The following is a 5282-nucleotide window of genomic DNA, read 5'->3' as shown; positions in this document are numbered from 1 at the left end:
TGTAATTACATAACTTCCTGCTGGTAAGCCCGTATAAGTTAATGTTCCGGCAGTAAATGTTCCGGCTACTGGTGCTATACTATATGTTAATGGGTTAATACTATTATTTACCTCTGTTAACTGAACCTCTCCTGTACTTGTTCCATTACAAATCCCATTTACACTCGCAACCGCACTAAAGTTTGGCTCTATCGCTGGTAAAATTACTATCGTGGTGGTACTTGAACATGTTGGAGTAGCTCCCATATCAAACACCTCTACTGTATAGGTATCTGCTGTAGCTGCTGAGAAATTCACTGTAGTTCCTCCTGTACTTGTTTGGGCAACTACCGTTCCTCCTGAATTTGTTACTGCATATTCATACGTTCCTGATCCTGAACTGATATTTAATGCTACAACTCCAGCTGGACTTGCACTACAATCTATATTCTTTGTTTGAGTTACTGTAAACGCTAAACTTGGTAACATCGTTATCGCTTGTGCTGATGCACTACAACTATTACTATCTGATACGGTTACAGAATAAGATCCTGCTGCTACATTGGTAAATGTAAAGGCTCCTGTTCCTGTTTCGGTACGAACTACTGTACTTGTAGTTGTATTGGTTAATACAAATGTATAAGTTCCTGTTCCACCTGCTGGCGTTGCTGTGATACTTCCTCCTGTACTTCCACTACATGCACTATCATCTTTGGTTAATCCAAAACTTACGGCTACTGGATTTACAACCGTTTCTGTTGTTGAAACCTCACATCCGTTAGCATCTCGTACTGTTACTGTATAGCTTCCTGATTCTAAATTACTAAATACATTACTGCTTCCTAATGCAACCGCTGGTGATGTTCCTGTTACTGGCGTTAAACTATATTGATAACCACCCCATCCGTTAGTAGCTGTTGCTGTAATGCTTCCGTCATTTCCTCCATTACAACTTACCGCTACTGGTACTGCTGTAATTCCTAATCCTGCTGTTGGTTGAGCTATAGATACAACGGCAGAGGTTACTGGACAGAATGGACTTGCTGTCATAGTTGCTACTACATAGTATTCTCCTACTGCTAAACTTCCTACAGTTTGTAATACTCCTCCTGTTACACCTACTACTGCTGCTCCTACTGTCGTATCATCTCCTGTAGCTGGTGTTCCGTTGGTATTCATTAATTGATAGTTGTAAAGACCTGTATATGGACTTCCACTACTGAAATCAAATGTTAACTCTCCTGTTGATGTTCCAAAACAAACTACATCACTGGTCTTATTAATATCTAAATTAAACACTGGTGCTGCAGCTACCTGATGAACTGTTGATAATCTACACCCGGTTACTGGATTGTAAATTACAACCTCATAACTTCCTGTTCCTAATCCTGTAAATACTTCTGGATTTGCTGCAGGGGCTGTTTGAGTTACCGTCGCGAAAACTGTTCCGTTAATACCTGTTACACTATATTCTACTACTGGTATTGCTGATACTGATGTATAGCCTACTGTAATGTTCTCTCCGGAAGCACAATCTATTGCTTTATCTACTGTGATAGTAGCATTGGTCATTCCGTTAAATGCTGCTATTGTTGCATTGGTTACTCCTGAACATCCTTTATCATCATAAGCTGTTACACTTACTGTTCCGCCAGATTCATTCGTTGCTGTGAAACTTGCACTTGAACTATCTTGTGTTACTGGTGTACCACTTACTGGGGTATATACAAATACATAACGTACAAAGGTTCCTGTTCCTCCGGTGATTGATCCTGGTGTTACCGTTACCGTTGCATTGTTTGTAGTGTTTCCTGTTGTACAACCAAACTCTACAACTGCTACTGCCCCACTTACATCTACTGCATTGTTTTCCGTAATAGTTACATTCTGTGTAGAAATACATCCGTTAGTTCCAGTTCCTGTAATTACATAACTACCTGCTGGTAAGCCCGTATAAGTTAATGTTCCGGCAGTAAATGTTCCGGCTACTGGTGCTATACTATATGTTAATGGGTTAATACTATTATTTACCTCTGTTAACTGAATCTCTCCTGTACTTGTTCCATTACAAATCCCATTTACACTCGCAACCGCACTAAAGTTTGGCTCTATCGCTGGTAAAATTACTATCGTGGTGGTACTTGAACATGTTGGAGTAGCTCCCATATCAAACACCTCTACTGTATAGGTATCTGCTGTAGCTGCTGAGAAGTTTACTGTCGTTCCTCCTGTACTTGTTTGAGCAACTACCGTTCCTCCTGAATTTGTTACTGCATATTCATACGTTCCGGATCCTGAAGTGATATTTAATGCTACAACTCCAGCTGGACTTGCACTACAATCTATATTCTTTGTTTGAGTTACTGTAAACGCTAAACTTGGTAACATCGTTATCGCTTGTGCTGATGCACTACAACTATTACTATCTGATACTGTTACAGAATAAGATCCTGCTGCTACATTGGTAAATGTAAACGCTCCTGTTCCTGTTTCGGTACGAACTACTGTACTTGTAGTTGTATTTGTTAATACAAATGTATAAGTTCCTGTTCCTCCTGCTGGCGTTGCTGTGATACTTCCTCCTGTACTTCCACTACATGCACTATCATCTTTGGTTAATCCAAAACTTACGGCTACTGGATTTACAACCGTTTCTGTTGTTGAAACCTCACATCCGTTAGCATCTCGTACTGTTACTGTATAGCTTCCTGATTCTAAATTACTAAATACATTACTATTTCCTAATGCAACCGCTGGTGATGTTCCTGTTACTGGCGTTAAACTATATTGATAACCACCCCATCCGTTAGTAGCTGTTGCTGTAATGCTTCCGTCATTTCCTCCATTACAACTTACTGCTACTGGTACTGCTGTGATTCCTAATCCTGCTGTTGGTTGAGCTATAGATACAACTGCGGATGTTACTGGACAGAATGGACTTGCTGTCATAGTTGCTACTACATAGTATTCTCCTACTGCTAAACTTCCTACAGTTTGTAATACGCCTCCTGTTACACCTACTACTGCTGCCCCTACTGTCGTATCATCTCCTGTAGCTGGTGTTCCGTTGGTATTCATTAATTGATAGTTGTAAAGACCTGTATATGGACTTCCACTACTGAAATCAAATGTTAACTCTCCTGTTGATGTTCCAAAACAAACTACATCACTGGTCTTATTAATATCTAAATTAAACACTGGTGCTGCAGCTACCTGATGAACTGTTGATAATCTACACCCGGTTACTGGATTGTAAATTACAACCTCATAACTTCCTGTTCCTAATCCTGTAAATACTTCTGGATTTGCTGCAGGGGCTGTTTGAGTTACCGTCGCGAAAACCGTTCCGTTAATACCTGTTACACTATATTCTACTGCTGGTATTGCTGATACTGATGTATAGCCTACTGTAATGTTCTCTCCGGAAGCACAATCTATTGCTTTATCTACTGTGATAGTAGCATTGGTCATTCCGTTAAATGCTGCTATTGTTGCATTGGTTACTCCTGAACATCCTTTATCATCATAAGCTGTTACACTTACTGTTCCGCCAGATTCATTCGTTGCTGTGAAACTTGCACTTGAACTATCTTGTGTTACTGGTGTACCACTTACTGGGGTATATACAAATACATAACGTACAAAGGTTCCTGTTCCTCCGGTGATTGATCCTGGTGTTACCGTTACCGTTGCATTGTTTGTAGTGTTTCCTGTTGTACAACCAAACTCTACAACTGCTACTGCTCCACTTACATCTACTGCATTGTTTTCCGTAATAGTTACATTCTGTGTAGAAATACATCCGTTAGTTCCAGTTCCTGTAATTACATAACTTCCTGCTGGTAAGCCCGTATAAGTTAATGTTCCGGCAGTAAATGTTCCGGCTACTGGTGCTATACTATATGTTAATGGTTAATACTATTATTTACCTCTGTTAACTGAATCTCTCCTGTACTTGTTCCATTACAAATCCCATTTACACTCGCAACCGCACTAAAGTTTGGCTCTATCGCTGGTAAAATTACTATCGTGGTGGTACTTGAACATGTTGGAGTAGCTCCCATATCAAACACCTCTACTGTATAGGTATCTGCTGTAGCTGCTGAGAAGTTTACTGTCGTTCCTCCTGTACTTGTTTTGAGCAACTACCGTTCCTCCTGAATTTGTTACTGCATATTCATACGTTCCTGATCCTGAAGTGATATTTAATGCTACAACTCCTGCTGGACTTGCACTACAATCTATATTCTTTGTTTGAGTTTACTGTAAACGCTAAACTTGGTAACATCGTTATCGCTTGTGCTGATGCACTACAACTATTACTATCTGATACTGTTACAGAATAAGATCCTGCTGCTACATTGGTAAATGTAAAACGCTCCTGTTCCTGTTTCGGTACGAACTACTGTACTTGTAGTTGTATTTGTTAATACAAATGTATAAGTTCCTGTTCCACCTGCTGGAGTTGCTGTGATACTTCCTCCTGTACTTGAGTTACATGCACTATCATCTTTGGTTAATCCAAAACTTACGGCTACTGGATTTACAACCGTTTCTGTTGTTGAAACCTCACATCCGTTAGCATCTCGTACTGTTACTGTATAACTTCCTGATTCTAAATTACTAAATACATTACTATTTCCTAATGCAACCGCTGGTGATGTTCCTGTTACTGGCGTTAAACTATATTGATAACCACCCCATCCGTTAGTAGCTGTTGCTGTAATGCTTCCGTCATTTCCTCCATTACAACTTACCGCTACTGGTACTGCTGTAATTCCTAATCCTGCTGTTGGCTGAGCTATAGATACAACTGCGGATGTTACTGGACAGAATGGACTTGCTGTCATAGTTACTACTACATAGTATTCTCCTACTGCTAAACTTCCTACAGTTTGTAATACTCCTCCTGTTACACCTACTACTGCTGCTCCTACTGTCGTATCATCTCCTGTAGCTGGTGTTCCGTTGGTATTCATTAATTGATAGTTGTAAAGACCTGTATATGGACTTCCACTACTGAAATCAAATGTTAACTCTCCTGTTGATGTTCCAAAACAAACTACATCACTGGTCTTATTAATATCTAAATTAAACACTGGTGCTGCAGCTACCTGATGAACTGTTGATAATCTACACCCGGTTACTGGATTGTAAATTACAACCTCATAACTTCCTGTTCCTAATCCTGTAAATACTTCTGGATTTGCTGCAGGGGCTGTTTGAGTTACCGTCGCGAAAACTGTTCCGTTAATACCTGTTACACTATATTCTACTACTGGTATTGCTGATACTGATGTATA

At 39.9% G+C, this 5282-nt stretch carries 4 protein-coding genes; 1 reads left to right on the top strand and 3 read right to left on the bottom strand.

Annotation, left to right across the window (positions count from 1 at the left end; all coding sequences use genetic code 11):
* The coding region (locus BLV71_RS00795; protein WP_176974321.1) for a beta strand repeat-containing protein at window positions 1-3450 on the bottom strand (3450 nt) is incomplete at its 3' end.
* 190 nt (window positions 3451-3640) lie between these two features.
* Between BLV71_RS00795 and BLV71_RS18410 the strand changes: the two genes are divergently transcribed.
* A complete protein-coding gene (locus BLV71_RS18410) occupies window positions 3641-3811 on the top strand; it encodes a hypothetical protein (protein ID WP_176974320.1) in 171 nt (56 codons plus the stop codon).
* A gap of 73 nt (window positions 3812-3884) precedes the next feature.
* On the opposite strand, the gene BLV71_RS00790 is transcribed toward BLV71_RS18410, so the two are convergent.
* Window positions 3885-4124, bottom strand: coding sequence for a hypothetical protein (locus BLV71_RS00790; RefSeq protein ID WP_093868716.1), 240 nt, complete (start codon window positions 4122-4124; stop codon window positions 3885-3887).
* Between the two features lie 177 nt (window positions 4125-4301).
* Window positions 4302-5282: SprB repeat-containing protein (locus BLV71_RS00785; RefSeq protein ID WP_176974319.1), on the bottom strand; the 981-nt coding region annotated here is incomplete at its 5' end.

Source organism: Tenacibaculum sp. MAR_2010_89, assembly GCF_900105985.1.
Taxonomy (GTDB): Bacteria; Bacteroidota; Bacteroidia; order Flavobacteriales; family Flavobacteriaceae; genus Polaribacter; species Polaribacter halocynthiae.
Note: the sequence above shows the minus strand (reverse complement) of the source record. Positions and strands in the feature narration are given on the sequence as shown.